Genomic DNA, 17,762 nt, shown 5'->3' with positions numbered 1-17,762 from the left:
CTCGCCCTGTCGTTCCTCATCGTGGTCGGCACGGTGCTGATCGCCGAAGCCTTCGAAGTCCATGTGCCGAAGGGCTACGTCTACTTCGCCATGGCCTTCTCCCTGGCCGTGGAGGCGCTGAACATCCGCATGCGCGGCGCTGCCGCGCGCAAGCGGGGCGAAGAGCCAGTGAAGCTGCGCAAGGAAGTGCTCGGCGACTGAGCCGCTCAGGCCGGCTCGAAACGCTCGCCGCGGAATACCCGGCGAGCCGCGCCGCGACTGATCCGACCGTGGGCCTGGCGGCGCTCCGCGCGCAGCGCGTCGGCCGCGCTGCTCGCCTGGTCCGCGAGGCGCCGGGCGATCAGCAGGATCGCCAGGCGTTTGTTGGCGTGCTGGCTACGCTGGCTCTGCACCCTGACGCTGATGCCGCTGGCCAGGTGGGTGGCGCGCACCGCCGAGTCGGTGGTGTTGACATGCTGGCCGCCGGGGCCGGAAGAGCGCAGGGTCTCGAAACGGATCTCGCCCTCCAGACTGGCCGGCGGCGCGGCGAAGCGCTCCGCGCCGATGAACCAGTTCTTGCGCGCATGCCTTGCCCGGTAGGGGCTGGGGCAGATCCATTGGATACCGCCGCACCAGCGCTCGGCGAGCGCTTCGGCGGCAGTGCCGCGCAGCCCCAGGAGCAGCGAACGCCAGGTGCGCGGACGCTCGCCGGCCACCTCCTCGATTACCTCGACCTCGACGCCGGCTTGCGCCGCCTCGAGGCACAGCCGCTCGAACGCCTTCGCCACCGCCAGGCAGCATTCCGCCGGCCCCTGGGCCGCGGAGAGTTGCAGCAGGATCATCGGCAGCACTCCCCACGGGTCTTGTAGGTCAGCACCGGCTTCAGGCGGGCGACCAGGCGCAGCAGGCCGGCTTCGAGCAGCGCGCCGACCACCGAGTCGATACCCTTGTAGGCTTCCGGCGCTTCCTCGTAGATCAGTTGGCGGTCGCCACAGATCACCCTGCTGCCAAGGCGCGTACGGCCCAACTGGTCGACGCTGAAGCGCGCCGCCAGACGCTCCCGACACTCGCCGCGCTGCCATTTGCGACCGGCGCCGTGGGCCAGGGAGAACAGGCTCTGCGCGCTCGGCACAGGCTCCACCAGGTAGCTGTAGTCGCCGCGCGAGCCGGGGATCACCAGCACGCCCTGGTCGGCCGGGGTGGCGCCCTTGCGGTGCAGCCAGCCGTCGACGCCATCGACCTGTGCCGGCGCCACCAGGTTGTGGTTGATGTCGAGCAGTTCCAGGCCGTCGCAGCGCAAGCGTTCGAGAATGCGCCGGGCGATGAGCTGGCGGTTACCCTCGGCGAAGCGCAGCGCATCGGCGTGGCGCGCCAGGTAGGCGGAAGCTTCCAGGCTGCCGTCGAGCAGGCCGGCGTGGCCATGCAGGCTGACCTGTTCTTGCAGGATCGCCTGGCCGAGACCGCGCGAGCCACTGTGCACCAGCAGTTGCAGGCGGCCGGCATCGAGGCCGAGGGCGTGCAGGGCGGCCTGGTCGAACACGGTCTCGACCTGCTGTAGCTCGGCGAAGTGGTTGCCGCCACCGATCGTGCCGAGCGCGCGCCAGTGCTCGCGGGCCGGTAGATCCAGGGCTTCGATGCAGTCGCTCCAGGTCTCGTCCAGCGGCAGGTCGAGATTGCCCAGGCGCTTTTCCAGTTTGTCCGCCGACAGCTTGCCGGGGGCCAGGCCGGTTTCCCACAGGGCCATGCCACAGCCGATGTCGTTGCCGACCAGCGCCGGATAGAAGCGACCGACGGAGAAGAACGCCGCGCCGACCGGATAGCCGCGGCCGGGATGCAGGTCCGGGAGACCGACGACGCGGCGCATGCCGTCCAGCTCGGCGGTGGTTTGCAGTTGCTGGATCGCCTTGCCTTCGATCCAGGTGCTGTCCGAGGCGATCAGTGCGACGCCCGCGGACAAAGGCTTGATGTAGTTGCCCATAATCCAATCCATGTGATTGAAACGGTAGATCCGGGGGGCAGACCGAAGCCGAGCGGGCACTCGCGGAAGGGCGAAGGGCGTCTAACGGAGAAGTGAAAACCTGGGGAGCGGTGACCGCGGCAGCCGATGACCTCTCGCCGGAAGCTTGCGCGGACGCAAGGGCGGGAATCGTTCAGCGGTGCAGGGGGTCGAGCGGTAGGTTTCGGTGGCCGTTAGGCCAGGCGCAGCCTGCAAAGGGTAGAGAACTGAATCATCGATGTAACCTCCTTTGCGGTGCGTAAGTGGGGGAAATGAAGGGCGAATCCTAGGCGTTTCATTCCCACCGCGCAAGCCCCGGAAAGGCTTCGCGATGGAAATGAGCGGCGCATCACTGCGCCGAAAGAGCCTGCACGGCGCCGGGCACCTCGCTGTTCCAGCGCTGGTAGAGCGCCCGCAGCTCGCCGGACGCCGCCATCTGCCGTACCCGCGCGTCGTAGACCTCGCGCAGGAGCCGGCCGCTGGCGCTGTCGGCGAAGGTCATGAAGGACTCCTTGCCGGGCGGCAGTTGCGCGATCGGGTAGGCGTCGGCCGGCAGATGCGCTTCGCTGCGCTGCTTTTCCAGTTCGTCCGGCTCGTCGAGGAAGAAATCCAGCTCGCCGTTCTGGACCTGCTCGGTGCAACGCTCGGGGCGGACGCACTCGACCAGGGTGAAGTCGCGCTGCTCCGCGGGGATCAGGTTGTAGCTGTGGCGCCAGCCGACGCGCTTGCCGGTGAGGCTGGCGCGGCCGGAAAAGGGCGTCTTCGCCGCATGCATCACGCCGTGGTACTCGATGTCGATCGGCAACTGGGCGTACAGCTTGCCCTCAACGCCGGGGATCTCGCCCGGCACGCCATCGACCATGGAGCCCGCGGTCATCAGCTTGTTGGCGCGGTTCCAGGGCATGTTGATGAATTTCACGTCGAGCCCGTAGGGCGCATAGACCTGCTTCAGCAGGTCCCAGTACAGACCGCTGCCGTCGGCGTTGGTATAGCCTTCCCAGGCCGGCGCGGCGAAGGTCGCCTTGCGGATGTGCGCCTGCTCCAGGCTATCGCCCAGCGCATCGGCCTGAACCACCGGCGCTCCCCCTACCCCGAGCGCCAACACCGCTGCCGAGAGGCAGCCACTGATCCCCGAAAATCGCATCCGCACCACTCCTCTGTATCCCTCTAGACCGGGGCTTTTTAAAAGGTGCAAAGGATACCCTTCCTGTCGGCTAATTCCATGGCCTGTGGCGCAAACGCATGCATCGAACGGAAGGCGAAAAAATCCTCGCCGTTTCGCGGCGCGCACGCTTGAATGAAGGGTAGGCGCCCTGCCGCTCGGGCTGCCGAGACGAACTCCCGCGGGGGGCGCCTGTCCAAATATGACGTTCGTGTTACAACTCGCCTGAACGCTGCCTTTCCATCGTGGCCGTTGGCGCCGTTGTCCGGGCTCCGCGGCGCAACGCACGCGGAACCTGGCGCGAGGTTGGCCATTCGTCGTAGTGCCAGGGGGGCCACGCCATGCTGAAACTGCTCGACCTGCTCTCTGCCGTCGCCCTGCTGGTGTGGGGCACGCATATCGTCCGCACCGGAATCCTCCGGGTCTACGGCGCCGACCTGCGGCGCATCCTCAGTCGCAGCGTGGAAAAACGCCCGCTGGCGTTCGCCGCCGGCATCGGCGTCACCGCCCTGGTGCAAAGCAGCAACGCCACCGCCCTGCTGGCCACCTCCTTCGTCGCCCAGGGCCTGATGGCACTGGCGCCGGCACTGGCGATCATGCTCGGCGCCGATGTCGGCACCGCGCTGATGGCGCGGGTGCTGACCCTCGACCTGTCGTGGCTTTCGCCATTGCTGATCTTCTTCGGCGTGATTTTCTTCCTCAGCCGCAAACAGACCCGCCTCGGCCAGCTCGGCCGGGTATTCATCGGCCTCGGCCTGATCATCCTGGCGCTCCAGCTGATCGTCGCCGCCGCCGAGCCGATGACCCAAGCCAAGGGCGTCAAGGTACTGTTTTCCAGCCTGACCGGCGACATCATGCTCGACGCGCTGACCGGCGCGTTGTTCGCCATGATTTCCTATTCCAGCCTGGCCGCCGTGCTGCTTACCGCGACCCTCGCCGCGTCCAAGGTGATCTCGCTGAAAGTCGCGCTGTGCCTGGTGGTCGGCGCCAACCTCGGCAGCGGCATCCTGGCCATGCTCAGCGCCACCGCGCAAAACGCCGCCGGTCGCCGGGTGGCCCTCGGCAGCCTGTTGTTCAAGGTCGCCGGCTGCCTGTTGGTGCTGCCCCTGGTGGGGCCGCTGGCGGACTGGATGGATCACTGGCAGTTCAGCACAGCCGAACTGGTGATCGCCTTCCACGTGCTCTACAACGCCGCGCGCTGCCTCGCCTGCCTGCCGCTGACCAACGCCATGGCCAGCTTCTGCACCCGTGTGATGCCCGACCGTGCCCTTCCCGACGACGTCGCCCGGCCGCGCCATCTCGACCCCGCCGCCCTCGACACGCCGAGCCTGGCGCTGGCCAACGCGGTGCGCGAGACCCTGCGCATGGGCGACACCGTCGAGCAGATGCTGAACAATCTGATGCAGATCATCCGCGGCGGCGATCCGCTGCTCGGCAAGGACATCCGCAAGCTCGACGACGACGTCGACGCCCTCTACACCGCGATCAAGCTGTATCTGGCAAGGATGCCGCGCGAGGACCTGTCCGAACGCGACAGCCGGCGCTGGGCGGAGATCATCGAGCTGGCGATCAACCTGGAGCAGGCCGGCGACATCATCGAGCACATGCTCGCCGCCGTGCAGGACAAGAAGACCTCGCGCAGCCGCTCGTTCTCCGACACCGGCCTGGAAGAGATCGGCACCCTGTACCAGCAGTTGGTCTCCAACCTGCGCCTGGGTCTCTCGGTGTTCCTCAACGGCGACCTCGACAGCGCCAAGCGCCTGCGCCGGGCCAAGCAGCGCTTCCGTCTGCAGGAACGGCGCTACGCCCATGCCCATGTCGACCGCCTGCACCAGCAGGTGGTACAGAGCATCGAGACCAGCTCGCTGCACCTGGACCTGATCAGCGACATGAAGCGTCTCAACTCGCTGTTCTGCGCCATCGCCTACGCCGTGCTGGACAATCCAGACGCGCCGAGCAGCGCGGCCGACGAGGGCACTCGGCGGGACGAGGACGACTGGGCCGACGAAGTCGACGACATGACCTCGGCGCCGCTGGCCGAGCCAGCGCTCGCCGAGGAGCGAGCGGAAACGCGCCGTTCGCGACATTAGCCGTTCTGCGGGTAGGTTCGTCATGAAGCATCCGCTATTCTCGGTATTTTCAGTTCCAGGCTCGGCCCATGCGTTCGTTGTCCACCCTGCTGCTGTTCTGCCTGCTCTGCCCCTGGTCGTACGCCGACCAGCGCAGCGAGGTCGAAGCCTTCCAGCTGGAAAACGGCATGGGCGTGCTGCTCAAGCCCACCGAGCAGCACCGGCACGTCTCGATCCGGCTGGTGGTGGGGGTCGGTTTCGCCGACTTCTCGTGCCGTGAAAAGCAGCTGCCGCACCTGCTCGAGCACCTGTTCTTCAGCGGCCTGGACGGCGGCGACGAGGCCGACCTGGAAGCCCGCATGCAGGCCCTCGGCGGACAATGGAACGCCTACACCAGCGAAGGCGACACCACCTTCGTCATCGAGGCACCTGCCGCCACCCAGCGGCAGGTCCTAGACCTGCTGCTGGACACCATCACCCGCACCGAACTGGACGAGCCGCGCATCGCCGCCGCCAAGCGAGTGATCGAGCGCGAAGGCGGCGGCCATTACTCGCACCTGCAGCGCTGGCTCGACCGCGAGAACCTGGGCCGTGGCGCCATGGACCAACTGGCGGTGGAACTGGGCCTGGCCTGCTCCCAGCGCGCGCCGCTGGCGCCGCTTGGCGCGGAGCAGCTGGAGCGGCTGCGCAGCGACTGGTACGTACCGGGCAACATGACCCTGATCCTGGTCGGTGACCTCGATCCGCGCCTGCCGGCCTATCTGACCCGGACCTTCGGCACCTTGGAAGACCACGAGCTCCCCGAGCGCCGCGAGCTGCCGGCGGCCAACGGGCATGCCGAGGCCAGGCGCACCCTGATCACCCGGCCATTCGGCGAGGGTGCGATGCTGCACTGGATCTATCCGGAGCCGGACGACGCCGACCCGGACGCCATGGCCCTGCTCCAGGCCTATATGAACGACGCGCTGTACGCCGACCTGCGTGTGCGTCGCGGACTCACCTACGGGCCATCGACCGATCGCCAGGTGTTCGCCAACCAGGGCTTCTTCAGCCTCGACGCGGATGTCGAGCGCAGCGACCTACCCGCCACCGAGGCCGCCCTGCGCGAGTTGCTCGACGGCATCCGCCAGCATGGCCTGGACCCGGGGCGTTTCAAGCGGGTGCAATTCGCCGAGCGCGCCAGGCTGGCCTGGAGCACCCAGGGCAACGCGGCGCTGGCGGACTATTACTGGGGCTCGCTGGCCGACTACGAGGACGGCCATTTCCCCAATGAGGAGCGCCGCCTGGCGAAGGTCAGCCTGCAACAGGCGAACGCGCTGGCGAAGCGGCTGTTCGACGGCGAAGGCTACCTGCGCATCGAAAAGCCGCTATTCGACGACGACATGCTCTACCCATTGCTGCTCGCCGCCGGTCTCCTGGCCAGCGGCCTGCTCTGGTTCAGCCTGCGCCGCCGGCGCGCCTGACCGGGCTACAGGGCCAGGCGGTGGATGACCTGGGTCGAGTCGTCCGGGTCGCGCTGGCCGACAAAGCCCAGTGCGCAACAAAGGTCGCGCATCGCCCGGTTGGCCGCCGAGTCCACCGAATACATCTGGCGGAAGCCGTTGCGCCGCGCCACGTCGATCAGATGGCGCATCAGCACGGCGTCGAGGCCCAGACCCTGGTAGTCGTCGGCGATGGTTACCGCGCATTCGCACTGCCCTTCCTCGCAGCAGGCGGCGTAGCGGCTGATACCGACCTCGCGCAGCTCACCGTCCTCGTGCACCAGGGCAACGAAGGCCATGCTCTGCTGGTAGTCGATGTCCATCAGTTGATCGAGCAGCGCCGGGCTGGCTTCCTTGATCTCGCCGAGGAAGCGGAAGTGGCGAGTCGCCGGGGACAGCCGGTTGATGAACTGGCGTTCGCGCTCCCGGTCCTCCTCGCGCAGGGGACGGATCAGCACGTGGCGGCCATCGTCGAGGGACTCGACCCAATGGTCGCCCTCTACCGCCGCGAACGCGGAAGACCGGCTGGCATTTTGTACATTGGACATGATGCGATCTCCAGGAAGGGAAGGAAGTCGGTACAACCACTTCCTTCCTGTCTACGCGGTTTGGCGCAGCTCCGGTTGATCGACATCAACGCCGCCGCCGCAGCCCCGGCGGGAGCCGACGCACGGCATGCGGCGAAACGCCTCAGGCGTTGGCCAGCTCGGCCTCGGCGATCTCCTTGCCGCGCCGGCGGAACAGCACCAGGGTGGCGAGCAGCCCCAGCAGCGCCGCGCCACTGAGCCAGATGCCCGGGGCCGCGCGGTTGTCCAGGGTGTGGATCAGCCAGGTGCAGACCGCCGGGGTGAAACCACCGAAGGTCGCCGTAGCCAGGCTGTAGGCGAGGGAGAAACCGGTAGTGCGCACGTCCGCCGGCATCACCTCGGTCAACGCCACCACCATCGCGCCGTTGTAGCTGCTGTAGAGGAACGACAGCCACAACTCGACGCCGAGCAGGCCGGCGAAACTCGGCTCGCGGACCAGCCAGGACAGCGCCGGGTAGGCGGTCAGCAGTGCCAGCGCGGAGGCACCCAGCAACAATGGCTTGCGCCCGATGCGGTCGGAGAACGCGCCCATCACCGGCAGCCAGATGAAGTTGGATAGGCCGATGCACATGGTCACCAGCAGGCTGTCGAGGTCCGACAGTTGCAGTTCGTTCTTGCCGAAGGTCGGCGTGTAGGCGGTGATCAGGTAGAACGATACGGTGGTCATCACCACCATCGCGGTACCGGCCAGCACTACGCCGAAGTTCTGCCCGATGGAGCGCAGCACCTGCGACAGCGACGGTCGGTGGGTGCGCGCCTCGAACTCCGGAGTTTCCTCCAGCGAGCGACGGATGACGAACAGCGCCGGAACGATCAGGCAGCCGATGAAGAACGGCACGCGCCAGCCCCATTCGCCCATGTCCTGCGGGCTCAGCCACTGGTTGAGGAGCACGCCGAGCAGGCCGGCGAAGACCACCGCGACCTGCTGGCTGGCCGACTGCCAACTGACGAAGAAGCCTTTGCGTCCTGGCGTGGCGATCTCCGACAGGTAGACCGAAACCCCTCCCAGCTCGACGCCGGCGGAAAAACCCTGCAGGAGCCGGCCGAACAGCACCAGCAACGGCGCCGCCACGCCCAGCGTGGCATAGCCGGGAACGAAGGCGATCAGCAGGGTGCCCATGGCCATCAGGCCGAGGGTGATGATCAGGCCCTGGCGGCGGCCGTGGCGATCGATGTAGGCGCCCAGGAACACCGCACCCAGCGGCCGCATCAGGAAGCCGGCGCCAAAGGTGGCGAGGGACAGCATCAGGGAGGCGAACGGGTTGTCGCCGGGGAAGAAGGTCTTGGCGATGGCGGTGGCGTAGAAGCCATACACCATGAAGTCGTACATCTCGAGGAAGTTGCCACTGACCACACGGAAAATGGCGACACCTTTGGATTTATTAGAGGCCATGGGACACACACTCAGGCAGACACGGGGAAGCGGTCCATGGCGGCGTCGATGGCCACGCAGGCGGGTACGTCATCCATCGACCGAGTTGTAACCATATGTGTAAAAACTGCTGTCGAACAATCTAAAATTGCCCGAAAGGTGCGAATTGAAGGGGTTTGAAAGGCTGTCGAAAGCTTCGCGACCATCGGTCGGGAAAGCGACGCTTTTTTCCCTGGTCGACCTCCAGAAAGGAGAGCGGAGCCTCTGTCGGGCGAAGGAAACATTCGCCACGCGGCAGCTGTCCTTCGTTCATACCCAGGAAACCCGGCCGGGGTTATGCTGCGCGCCCCGGCCGGCTGGCCGAGCAGCTCCGATCGAGAACCCGCTGGTCCCCATGCCCAACCAACAACGCCCCGTCCTCAAGGCCCGCCTGGAGCAACTGATCGCCCTGGTCGGCGGCCTGATGGCCCGCTATCCGCGCACCATCGCCCTGTTCGGCTTCTGTTCGGGCGTGTTCAGTTTCATCATGGTCGACCGGCAGAAGGGCTTCGCCCAGGTGCTGGCGATCATCATGCTGGTCAGCTGGGTCTGGTTGATCCTCGAGAACCTCCTGCGGGAGACCTTCGCCCGCCGCTTCGGCTGGGAGATCCCGGCGCCGCTGCTGCGCTACGCGACCCAACTGATCCACCAGGAAAGCCTGTTCTTCGTCCTCCCGTTCTTTCTCATCACCACCACCTGGAACAGCGGGCAGGCGCTGTTCACAGGGACGCTGGCCGCCGCGGCGCTGATCTCCATCACCGATCCGCTCTACTATCGCTGGCTGTCCAGGCGTCGTTGGGTGTTCCTCGCCTACCACACCCTGACCCTGTTCGCGGTGTTGCTGACCTCGCTGCCGATCCTGCTGCACCTGACCACCCCGGAAAGCTACCGGTTGTCGCTGGGCATCGCCGTCGTGCTGTCCTTCCCCAGCCTGCTCGTGACCTTCCCGCTACAGCACTGGTGGCGCGGCTTCCTGCTTCTCGGCCTGACCCTGGCGGTGGGCCTGGCCGGATGGTTCGGCCGCACCTGGGTACCGCCGGCCACCCTGTGGCTGACCGAAGTGGCGGTGAGCAGCCAGTTCGACGACCAGAGCCGCACGCCCGGCGACAGCCTGGAGCAGGTCGGCGCCGCCCAGTTGCGCAGCCAGGGCCTGTTCGCCTATACCGCGATCAACGCGCCGCGCGGCCTCGACGAGCGCATCTATCACGTGTGGATGTTCAACGGGAAGGAGTTCGACCGCATCGCCCTGGATATCCACGGCGGCCGCAAGGAGGGCTACCGGGCCTGGACCCACAAGCAGAACTTCCCCGGCGACCCGGTCGGCCACTGGCAGGTGAAGGTACTCACCGAGGCCGGACAGATGATCGGCACCCTGCGCTTCGACGTCACCCAGTGACGTCGAAGCCTGGCGACCTCAGGCGAAGAACCAGTAGCACACGGCGATGGAGGCGATGACCCCGGCCAGGTCCGCGGTCAGCGCGCAGCCCACCGCGTGGCGCGCGCGCTGCAGGCCGACCGAGCCGAAATAGACGGCGAGCACGTAGAAGGTGGTCTCGGTACTGCCCTGCACGGTGGCGGCGACCAGCGCCGGGAAACTGTCGACGCCGTGGGTCTGCATGGTCTCCAGCAGCATCGCCCGCGCCGCGCTGCCGGAGAACGGCTTGACCAGCGCGGTGGGCAGCGCTTCGACGAAGCGGCTGTCCCAACCCAGCCCCTCGACCGCCCAGCGTATCCCGCCGAGTACCACTTCCAGCGCCCCGGAGGCGCGCAACACGCCAACCGCGCAAAGCATTGCGACCAGGTACGGCAACAGGTTCCTGGCGACGTCGAAACCTTCCTTCGCCCCCTCCACGAAGCTCTCGTAGACCGGCACCTTCTTCAGCGCGCCGACGATCAGGAACAGCACGATCAGGCTGAACAGCGTCAGGTTGCCCAGCAGCGAGGACAGCTGCGCCAGCGCGGTGGCCGAGAGCGTGCCGAGCACCGCCATGAAGCCGGCCAGCAGCAACGCGCCGGGGATCAGGTAGGCCAGCACCACCGGGTCCCACAAGCGCAGGCGCTGCATCAGCGCCACCGACAACAGGCCGGCCAGGGTCGAGGCGCTGGTGGCCAGGAGGATCGGCAGGAATACCAGGGTCGGATCGGCCGCGCCCTGCTGCGCGCGGTACATGAAGATAGTCACCGGCAGCAGGGTCAGGGACGAGGCGTTGAGCACCAGGAAGAGGATCTGCGCATTGCTCGCGGTGGTGCTGCTGGGATTGAGCTCCTGCAACGCCTTCATCGCCTTCAGGCCGATCGGCGTGGCGGCGTTGTCCAGACCCAGGCCATTGGCGGCGAAGTTCAGGGTGATCAGGCCGATCGCCGGATGCCCCGGCGGCACTTCCGGCATCAGCCGGCGGAACAGCGGTCCGAGCAGCACCGCCAGGCGCTCCACCAGCCCGGCCTTCTCGGCGATGCGCAGGAAACCGAGCCAGAGCGTCAGGGTGCCGAACAGCAGGACCATCACCTCGACCGCCAGCTTGGCCATGGCGAACAGGCTCTCCACCATCGCCGCGAACACCGTCGCATCGCCGCCGATCAACCAGCGCGCCAGCGCACTCGCCGCCGCCACCAGGAAAAAACCCAACCACAAGCCGTTCAGCATTCAGAATCCCCCGCGTTGCGCGGATGATAGCGGCGCAGGCGGTGCCGGCGCCAGAAACGCCGAGGCCCCGGACGATGCCGGGGCCTCCTGGGCGGGAAGCCGCCTTATTCGAGGGTGGCCTGCTTGCCCTTGGCTTCGCCGACCGCCTGCCGCAGGTGCGGCAGCGAATCCCAGTAGCGCTGGCCCTTGGCCGCGTCGTACATGCCTTCCCACTTGGAGATGACCAGCACCGCGAGGGCATTGCCGATCACGTTGAGGGCGGTGCGCGCCATGTCCATGATGCGGTCCACGCCGGCGATGAAGGCCAGGCCCTCGAGCGGGATGCCGACGCTGCCCAGGGTGGCGAGCAGCACCACGAAGGATACGCCCGGCACGCCGGCGATACCCTTGGAGGTCACCATCAGGGTCAGCACCAGCATGATCTGCTGGCCGATGGACAGGTCGATGCCGTAGAGCTGCGCGATGAAGATCGCCGCGATGCTCTGGTACAGGGTCGAGCCATCGAGGTTGAAGGAGTAGCCGGTGGGCACCACGAAGCTGCTGATCGCCTTCGGCGCGCCGTAGGCTTCCATTTTCTCGATGATGCGCGGCAGCACGGTTTCCGAGCTGGCGGTGGAATAGGCGAGGACCAGGTCGTCCTTGAAGATGCGGATCAGGCGCATGATCGAGAAGCCGAACATCCGCGCGATCAGGCCCAGCACCACCAGGGCGAAGAAGACGATGGCCACGTAGACCAGGATCACCAGCTTGGCCAGCGGCAGCAGCGAGGCGAAGCCGAAGTTGGCGACGGTCACCGCGATCAGGGCGAAGACACCGATAGGGGCGTACTTCATGATCATGTGGGTGACCTTGAACATGGTCTCGGAAACGCCCTGGAACACCTTCACCAGCGGCTCGCGCAGGTCGTTGGGCAGGCTCGACAGGCCAAGGCCGAACATCACCGAGAAGAAGATGATCGGCAGCATCTCGCCACGGGCGATGGCGGCGAAGACGTTGGAGGGAATCAGGTTGAGGATGGTCGCGATGAACGCATGGTCATGCTGCACTTCCTGGGTGGTCTTCTGGTACTGGGAAATGTCCACGGTACCCAGGGTGCTCATGTCGATGCCGGTGCCGGGCTGGAACAGGTTGGCCAGCAGCAGGCCGACGACGATGGCGACGGTGGTGACGATCTCGAAGTAGATGATGGTCTTCAGGCCGATGCGGCCAAGCTTCTTCGCGTCGCCGACGCCGGCGATGCCGACCACCAGCGAGGAAATCACGATCGGCACCACGATCATCTTGATCAGACGGATGAAGATGTCGCCGGCCGGTTGCAGCACGTTGGCGATCCACCAGGCCTTTTCGGCGCTGAAATGGTTGAGCACTGCGCCGACGGCGATACCGAGTGCCAGACCGATCACGATCTGCCAGGCGAGGCTTAGCTTGGCTTTACCCATGTTTCGTCACCCTTAATTCTTGTGGAAGTCGGGAGTCGCTCCAACGGGAGAGTCGCTCCCGACAGGCGAAAGGGCGCAATGATTCATGCGCTCCCCTACCCCGTCTAATGCCGTAAGTGACTGCCCCATGCCGAATCGGCATGAGAAATCACTAATGAAACGTCCGTCCCACAGGAAATTGCCCTTGATTTTCGTACAAGAACAGGGAGCGGAAGGCACTCCGTGCAAGGCCCGGGAGCCACGTGCCCATCCTGGGAAGTTGAAAGTCGCTCATCATCGCTGCGATGGATGGTCGCAGGACACGCAACGCCGTCCGGCACGCCATCGCCGGCTGTGGATAAGCGGCATTCTGTGGATAACCGCGCGGTAAAGCCCTTCTGGGAGGGCGCCTCGGAACGCGCGGGCGGTCGATTGTAAAACGACTCCGCCATCCACAGGCATTGATCGATATCAGGGAAGTTCGCGGAGTATCGCTGCGGAAGCCGACGCTCCGCCGGACGGCGGAGCATCGTACCCCTTCTATATATAGAAGCGCGCCGGAAGGCAGCGAGACATCGGTGGCTCCCCTCCGGCGCGTTTTCGCCTGGCCCGACCCCGAAGGAGGTACTCCCTGTACCCCTGGAACCCGCCGGATCGACCTCACCCAGCGCATCCCGGTCCCCTGGCCATGCCCCGCTGCGGGCGGGGCGGTGTCACGCAAGCCCGTTCCGCCTCAGTACCAGTTCGGATCGGCCTTGAGTTGTTCGTCGAGGATCTTCTGTACCGCCGGTTCCGGCTTGCCCAGCCAGCGAAAGCTGGCGTGCTTGCTCGGCGACTTGTCCTGCGGCAGCCCTTCGGGCACCTGCACGTAGAGCCCGTAGGCATGACTCTTGTCCCAATCGAAGGCGACCAGCAGGCGCTGGCCCTTGCAATCGGACTTCTCGCAGAGACCGCCAACCAGATACTTGTCGCCCTGGTCGTCGACGGCATGCATCGGCGTAGCGGTTCCCGAAAGATTCATCACCCAGTCGGGCAAGCGGCTCTCGTCTTCCACCAGGTTCTGCCAGGCCTTGCGGTATCCGGCATCGGTGCTCTGCAGTTCGTTCAGGCGGTATTCGCCGTCCCTGTCGGCCGCCACCGCCAGCGAACTGGCGGCGGCACCGAGCAGCAGTGCGTTCATCAGGTTACGCATGAGTCGCATCGCTTTCTCCTTGGCATCCGGCTAGCCGCGACGGCGTCCGAAGAAGAACGAGACCACGAAGAGCACCAGGAACAGCACGAAGAGGATCTTCGCGATTCCGGTGGCGGCACCTGCGATGCCACCAAACCCGAGGACGGCAGCGATGATGGCGATGATCAGAAAGGTGATAGCCCAACTAAGCATGATGTTTTCTCCTGTGTGCCTTCGGAACTGTCGGTACCGCCTCGGGGCCAGGCCCATCGGGGTAGCGAACCGGCCTGTGTCCATTTTTTCTTCAGGGAGACCGTGACTACCTCATTGCACGCCGCATGCCAGCCTTTCTGAAAAATAAAAACACTTTTAATTCAATAAGTTATAAAACAACCCAGGTAGTCTGCGCAGTTCATCCTGCACGACGCGACAAATTATTCCGGGCGTTTTGCACGATCGGCGCGGTACGCTGTCACATGCAACAGGGAAGCGACCCGGCACCTGCTACCCGGAGCCATCCGTGGAGCCGCCACGGCTTCCCGAAAACCCAAGAACAGACATCGGCAGGTTGCACGCCGCCCTGGCCGCCCGGATGGGCGGCGGGGCGCTCTGCAACTTGCATGGGCTTTCCGGGGACTAACCCAGAAGCCGAATGGCAGTGAATTCCCTAGAGGATAAAAAGCAACGATGGAAACCACTTCCGAAAAACAGGGGCGCATCCTGCTGGTCGATGACGAGTCGGCGATCCTGCGCACTTTCCGTTATTGCCTCGAAGACGAAGGCTACAGCGTGGCCACCGCCAGCAGCGCGCCGCAGGCGGAGGCCCTGTTGCAGCGCCAGGTATTCGACCTGTGCTTCCTCGACCTGCGCCTGGGCGAAGACAACGGGCTCGACGTTCTCGCCCAGATGCGCGTCCAGGCGCCATGGATGCGCGTGGTGATCGTCACCGCGCATTCGGCGGTGGATACCGCGGTCGACGCCATGCAGGCCGGCGCGGTGGATTACCTGGTCAAGCCCTGCAGCCCGGACCAACTGCGCCTGGCCGCCGCCAAGCAACTGGAGGTGCGCCAACTGACCGCGCGCCTGGAGGCCCTGGAGGACGAAGTGCGCCGCCAGGGCGACGGCCTGGAATCGCACAGCCCGGCCATGGCCGCGGTACTGGAGACCGCGCGCCAGGTAGCGGCGACCGACGCCAACATCCTCATCCTCGGCGAATCCGGCTCCGGCAAGGGCGAACTGGCACGCGCCATCCACACCTGGAGCAAACGCGCGAAGAAGCCCCAGGTCACCATCAACTGCCCGTCGCTGACCGCCGAACTGATGGAAAGCGAACTGTTCGGGCACAGTCGCGGCGCCTTCACCGGTGCCACCGAAAGCACCCTGGGCAGGGTCAGCCAGGCTGACGGCGGCACCCTGTTCCTCGACGAGATCGGCGACTTCCCGCTGACCTTGCAACCCAAGCTGCTGCGCTTCATCCAGGACAAGGAATACGAACGCGTCGGCGATCCGGTGACCCGCCGCGCCGACGTACGCATCCTTGCCGCGACCAACCGCGACCTGGGCGCGATGGTCGCCCAGGGCCAGTTCCGCGAGGACCTGCTCTACCGCCTCAACGTGATCGTGCTCAACCTGCCTCCCCTGCGCGAACGCGCCGAGGATATCCTCGGCCTGGCCGAACGTTTCCTCGCCCGCTTCGTCAAGGACTACGGCCGCCCCGCCCGCGGCTTCAGCGAAGCCGCCCGCGAGGCCATGCGGCAATACCCCTGGCCGGGCAACGTACGCGAGCTACGCAACGTGATCGAACGCGCCAGCATCATCTGCAACCAGGAACTGGTGGATGTCGACCACCTCGGTTTCAGCGCTGCGCAATCTGCCAGCAGCGCGCCGCGGATCGGCGAATCGCTGAGCCTGGAAGACCTGGAGAAAGCCCATATCACGGCGGTGATGGCCTCCAGCGCGACCCTCGACCAGGCCGCCAAGACCCTCGGTATCGATGCCTCGACCCTGTACCGGAAGCGCAAGCAGTACGGCCTATGAGCATGCCGCTGCCGATGAAGCTCCGGACCCGGTTGTTCCTCAGCATTTCCGCGCTGATCACCGTCTCGCTGTTCGGCCTGCTGCTCGGGCTGTTCAGCGTGATGCAGCTCGGCCGCGCCCAGGAACAACGGATGTCGCACCACTACGCGACCATCGAGGTGAGCCAGCAACTGCGCCAGTTGCTCGGCGACCAGCTGGTCATACTGCTCCGCGAAACCCCCGACGGGCAGGCCCTGGAGCGCTCGCAAAACGACTTCCGACGAGTCCTGGAACAGGGCCGGGCGAATACCGTCGACAGCGCCGAGCAGGCCGCCCTGGATGGCGTCCGCGACCCCTACCTGCAACTGCAGGCGCACACCCCGGCCCTGCTCGAGGCGCCCATGGCCGACAACGACGGCTTCAGCGAAGCCTTCAATGGCCTGCGCCTGCGTTTGCAGGACCTGCAGCAACTGGCGCTGGCCGGCATCAGCGAAGCCGAGACCAGCGCCCGCCATCGTGCCTACCTGGTCGCCGGCCTGCTTGGCCTGGTGGGCGTCGCCATCCTGCTGATCGGTTTCGTCACCGCCCACAGCATCGCCCGGCGCTTCGGCGCGCCGATCGAAACCCTGGCGCGGGCGGCGGACAGGATCGGCGAAGGCGATTTCGACGTGACCCTGCCGATGACCAACGTCGCCGAGGTCGGCCAGTTGACCCGGCGTTTCGGCCTGATGGCCGAGGCCCTGCGGCAGTATCGCAAGACCAGCGTCGAAGAGGTGCTTTCCGGCGAGCGGCGCCTGCAGGCGGTACTCGACAGCATCGACGACGGCCTGGTGATCTTCGACAACCAGGGACGCATCGAACACGCCAACCCGGTCGCGATCCGCCAGCTGTTCGTCTCCAACGACCCCCATGGCAAGCGGATCGACGAAATACTCAGCGATGTCGATGTCCAGGAGGCGGTGGAAAAGGCCCTGCTCGGCGAAGTCCAGGACGAGGCGATGCCCGACCTGGTGGTGGACGTCGCCGGCGAGTCGCGCCTGCTGGCCTGGTCGCTGTATCCGGTCACCCATCCCGGCGGGCATAGCGTCGGCGCGGTGCTGGTGGTCCGCGACGTGACCGAGCAGCGCGCCTTCGAACGGGTCCGCAGCGAATTCGTCCTGCGCGCCTCCCACGAACTGCGTACGCCGGTGACCGGCATGCAGATGGCCTTCAGCCTGCTCCGCGAACGCCTGGACTTCCCCGCGGAGTCACGGGAAGCGGACCTGATCCAGACGGTGGACGAAGAGATGTCGCGGCTGGTCCTGCTGATCAACGACCTGTTGAACTTCTCGCGCTACCAGACCGGCATGCAGAAGCTCGAACTGGCTTCCTGCGACCTCGTCGACCTGCTCACCCAGGCGCAGCAGCGTTTCATTCCCAAGGGCGAGGCCCGCCGGGTCTCGCTGCAACTGGAGCTGGGCGATGAACTGCCGCGCCTGCAGCTCGATCGCCTGCAGATCGAGCGGGTGATCGACAACCTGCTGGAAAACGCCCTGCGCCATAGCAGCGAAGGCGGGCAGATCCACCTGCAGGCCCGGCGCCAGGGCGACCGGGTGCTGATCGCGGTGGAAGACAATGGCGAAGGCATTCCCTTCAGCCAGCAAGGACGGATCTTCGAGCCTTTCGTCCAGGTCGGACGCAAGAAGGGCGGCGCCGGCCTCGGCCTGGCGCTGTGCAAGGAAATCATCCAGCTGCATGGCGGGCGCATCGCGGTGCGCTCGCAACCGGGCCAGGGCGCGCGCTTCTACATGCTGCTGCCGGTGTGACCGGGCCCGCTCCCGGCAGGCTT

14 protein-coding genes and 1 pseudogene are annotated in these 17,762 nt (G+C 66.1%); 6 read left to right on the top strand and 9 right to left on the bottom strand.

The features are described 5' to 3' along the window. Positions 1-201, top strand: a pseudogene (locus HMPREF3014_RS19820) (TerC family protein); the annotation flags it as partial. Positions 202-206: 5 nt separating this feature from the next. Here the strand turns inward: HMPREF3014_RS19820 and prfH are convergent. From prfH to HMPREF3014_RS19805, 3 genes are all read right to left on the bottom strand, one after another. Then, positions 207-821 carry a peptide chain release factor H gene (gene prfH, locus HMPREF3014_RS19815; RefSeq protein ID WP_003158566.1) on the bottom strand — a complete coding sequence of 205 codons (615 nt, stop codon included), beginning with the start codon at positions 819-821 and terminating at the stop codon, positions 207-209. Continuing rightward, the gene (locus tag HMPREF3014_RS19810; RefSeq protein ID WP_003118461.1) at positions 818-1,957 is read right to left on the bottom strand and encodes an RNA ligase RtcB family protein; all 1,140 of its coding nucleotides are present in this window, start codon (positions 1,955-1,957) and stop codon (positions 818-820) included. Before HMPREF3014_RS19810 ends, prfH begins: the two co-directional genes overlap by 4 nt. Positions 1,958-2,324: 367 nt before the next feature. Further along, entirely contained in the window at positions 2,325-3,125 is an 801-nt protein-coding gene (locus HMPREF3014_RS19805) for a substrate-binding periplasmic protein (RefSeq protein WP_003121370.1), read from the bottom strand. Between the two features lie 353 nt (positions 3,126-3,478). Here HMPREF3014_RS19805 and HMPREF3014_RS19800 point away from each other — a divergent pair, with 353 nt between their 5' ends. Together HMPREF3014_RS19800 and HMPREF3014_RS19795 are read left to right on the top strand one after the other, a co-directional pair. After that, a complete protein-coding gene (locus HMPREF3014_RS19800) occupies positions 3,479-5,227 on the top strand; it encodes a Na/Pi cotransporter family protein (RefSeq protein WP_003096931.1) in 1,749 nt (582 codons plus the stop codon). Between the two features lie 68 nt (positions 5,228-5,295). After that, positions 5,296-6,669, top strand: a complete 1,374-nt coding sequence (locus HMPREF3014_RS19795; RefSeq protein ID WP_003118459.1) for a M16 family metallopeptidase — start codon at positions 5,296-5,298, stop codon at positions 6,667-6,669. A 5-nt stretch (positions 6,670-6,674) separates the two neighbouring features. Here HMPREF3014_RS19795 and HMPREF3014_RS19790 read toward each other — a convergent pair whose 3' ends face one another. Further along, positions 6,675-7,235 (bottom strand): GNAT family N-acetyltransferase, encoded by a 561-nt coding sequence (locus HMPREF3014_RS19790; RefSeq protein WP_003096934.1) that lies wholly within the window; start codon positions 7,233-7,235, stop codon positions 6,675-6,677. Between the two features lie 142 nt (positions 7,236-7,377). Beyond that, a complete protein-coding gene (locus HMPREF3014_RS19785) occupies positions 7,378-8,667 on the bottom strand; it encodes an MFS transporter (protein ID WP_003096941.1) in 1,290 nt (429 codons plus the stop codon). 373 nt (positions 8,668-9,040) lie between these two features. On the opposite strand from HMPREF3014_RS19785, the gene HMPREF3014_RS19780 reads away from it, so the two are divergent. Next, complete coding sequence (locus HMPREF3014_RS19780) at positions 9,041-10,081, top strand: DUF5924 family protein (RefSeq protein ID WP_003114118.1); 1,041 nt, start codon at positions 9,041-9,043, stop codon at positions 10,079-10,081. 18 nt (positions 10,082-10,099) lie between these two features. On the opposite strand, the gene HMPREF3014_RS19775 is transcribed toward HMPREF3014_RS19780, so the two are convergent. The 4 genes from HMPREF3014_RS19775 to HMPREF3014_RS19755 all read right to left on the bottom strand — a co-directional run bounded on the left by HMPREF3014_RS19775 (position 10,100) and on the right by HMPREF3014_RS19755 (position 14,131). Next, positions 10,100-11,329, bottom strand: coding sequence for a nucleoside recognition domain-containing protein (locus HMPREF3014_RS19775; RefSeq protein ID WP_003102844.1), 1,230 nt, complete (start codon positions 11,327-11,329; stop codon positions 10,100-10,102). Positions 11,330-11,433: 104 nt separating this feature from the next. Then, positions 11,434-12,768 (bottom strand): glutamate/aspartate:proton symporter GltP, encoded by a 1,335-nt coding sequence (gene gltP / locus HMPREF3014_RS19770; RefSeq protein ID WP_003096956.1) that lies wholly within the window; start codon positions 12,766-12,768, stop codon positions 11,434-11,436. Between the two features lie 712 nt (positions 12,769-13,480). Then, positions 13,481-13,948: an inhibitor of vertebrate lysozyme family protein gene (locus HMPREF3014_RS19760; protein WP_003114119.1), complete on the bottom strand. Its 468-nt coding sequence runs from the start codon at positions 13,946-13,948 to the stop codon at positions 13,481-13,483. 21 nt (positions 13,949-13,969) lie between these two features. After that, positions 13,970-14,131: a DUF1328 domain-containing protein gene (locus tag HMPREF3014_RS19755; protein WP_003096961.1), complete on the bottom strand. Its 162-nt coding sequence runs from the start codon at positions 14,129-14,131 to the stop codon at positions 13,970-13,972. Positions 14,132-14,605: 474 nt separating this feature from the next. On the opposite strand from HMPREF3014_RS19755, the gene algB reads away from it, so the two are divergent. Together algB and HMPREF3014_RS19745 are read left to right on the top strand one after the other, a co-directional pair. Next, complete coding sequence (gene algB, locus HMPREF3014_RS19750) at positions 14,606-15,955, top strand: sigma-54-dependent response regulator transcription factor AlgB (protein ID WP_003102840.1); 1,350 nt, start codon at positions 14,606-14,608, stop codon at positions 15,953-15,955. Further along, positions 15,952-17,739, top strand: a complete 1,788-nt coding sequence (locus tag HMPREF3014_RS19745; protein ID WP_079383205.1) for a KinB sensor domain-containing domain — start codon at positions 15,952-15,954, stop codon at positions 17,737-17,739. Before algB ends, HMPREF3014_RS19745 begins: the two co-directional genes overlap by 4 nt. Positions 17,740-17,762: the final 23 nt, after the last annotated feature.

This window comes from Pseudomonas sp. HMSC065H01, from assembly GCF_001815235.1.
GTDB classification, from domain to species: Bacteria; Pseudomonadota; Gammaproteobacteria; order Pseudomonadales; family Pseudomonadaceae; genus Pseudomonas; species Pseudomonas aeruginosa.
This window is presented reverse-complemented; position numbering and strand designations above follow the sequence as displayed.